The organism is Bradyrhizobium sp. CFUWI (assembly GCF_056429085.1).
Genome location: NZ_JBWJZE010000088.1, coordinates 1 through 1,789 on the forward strand (window position 1 = coordinate 1; position 1,789 = coordinate 1,789).

Genomic DNA, 1,789 nt, shown 5'->3' on the forward strand with positions numbered 1-1,789 from the left:
GTTGGCAAATCCACCTGGCCGTCCGACGGCCGAGATTCCGCGACCGCGACGCAAACCCAGATCGCTCAAATCCTCGCCACGCTGCTGCGGCTAATGCAAGCGGTTCCCGGCACGTCCGGAAGGGGACTGGGTCGTGCTGATCAGCTCGAACATCTCTGACGAGCGGCTCACGACCGCACACACCGAGCCAAGTTGGCCTACGTCTATGTGCGGCAGTCATCCGTGAACCAGGTGCGCCAGCACCAGGAGAGCACGGAGCTGCAGTACCGCCTCGTCGATCGTGCCATCGGTCTGGGCTGGCCGCCGGAGCGCGTCCAGGTCGTTGACGAGGATCTGGGCAAATCCGGCGCTGGCGCTGTGGATCGTCATGGCTTCCAGAAGCTCATTGCTGAGATCGGCCTTGGCAACGCCGGTCTTGTGGTGAGCCTCGACGCTTCTCGCTTGGCCCGCAATAACCGGGACTGGCATCAGCTTCTCGAGCTGTGCTCGGTGTTCAGCGTGCTCATTGCGGATGGCGAACGGATTTACGATCCGCGTGCCTACCACGACCGCCTGCTGTTGGGCTTGTCCGGTATCATGAGCGAGGCGGAGTTGCATCAGCTTCGGATGCGCCTTCACCAGGGGGAACGCCAGAAGGCGGCGCGGGGCGAACTGCGGCTGCCCCTGCCAGCCGGGCTCGCCTATGATCGAGCCGGCACAATTATTCTCAATCCTGATGAGGAGGTGCAGGCCCGTCTTCATCTCGTGTTTGCCAAATTCCGGGAACTGCAAAGCGCTCGCCGTGTGATGCGCTACTTGGACAGGAACGGATTGTCCTTGCCGGTTCGACCGCTGCTTGGACCATCTCCGCACGAGATCGTCTGGCGAGCGCCAGATAGTGCGCGCGTCCTTAGTATCCTTCAAAATCCGGCCTATGCTGGGACGTATGTTTATGGTCGCCGGCAAAAGGATCCGAGCCGATGCCGGCCGGGATCGCTGACGGGAACGGTCAAGGTGGCGATCGCGGATTGGGCGGTTTGCCTCCACGCCGCTCACCCAGGCTATATCAGCTGGGAGGAGTTCATGGCCAACCAGGGGCGACTGGCACAACGTCTTCCGCTATGAGGCAGGACATTCTGGCGTACCGCGCAAGGGGGCAGCCCTGTTACAAGGAATTGCGATCTGCGGCCGTTGTGGACGGCGCATGAGCATGCGCTACACGGGCCCGAATGCCGATTATCCGGTCTATTGCTGCCGTTCGGATCGGGACCAGCAAGGCAGTGCACTGTGCCAGGAAGTCCGGGCCTTGGCGGTTGACGCGCTGGTTGAACGGGTGGTCCTCGATGCCCTGGTGCCGGATCAGATTGAGATCGCACTCGCGGCGGCGGACCAACTGGAGCACGAGAGCCGTCAGCTCGAGCACCAGTGGGCGCTTCGCGTGGAGCGCGCCCGCTACGAGGCCGAGCGTGCTCGGCGTCAGTATGACGCCGTAGAGCCCGAGAACCGTCTTGTGGCGCGCTCACTTGAGCGGGTTTGGGAAGAGAAGCTGCGTGTCGTCGAGACGGTCGAGCAGGAGCATGCGCGTTGGCGCGCGCAAGAGCCGCTTCTGATTGGCCCGGCGGAACGCGCGGGCCTACAAGCGCTCGGCGAGAACCTTCCACGGATTTGGAACGCGGCCATCACGTCGGCAGCCGATCGCAAGCGCATTCTGCGATTTGTCATCCGCGAAGTCGTTCTTGATCAGAAGCGGACCCGAGGTCAGGTGTGGCTCAAGATCGTCTGGCAGACCGGCGCAACCAGCGAGCATCAC

Annotated in this window: 2 protein-coding genes; both read left to right on the top strand. The window is 62.9% G+C overall.

What is annotated here, in order from left to right; all coding sequences use genetic code 11:
• Positions 1 to 192 precede the first annotated feature (192 nt).
• Positions 193 to 1,104 (top strand): recombinase family protein, encoded by a 912-nt coding sequence (locus AC066S_RS38735; RefSeq protein WP_209311910.1) that lies wholly within the window; start codon positions 193 to 195, stop codon positions 1,102 to 1,104.
• A 49-nt stretch (positions 1,105 to 1,153) separates the two neighbouring features.
• A partial coding sequence (locus AC066S_RS38740) for a recombinase zinc ribbon domain-containing protein (RefSeq protein ID WP_478271908.1) occupies positions 1,154 to 1,789 on the top strand: 636 nt, incomplete at its 3' end.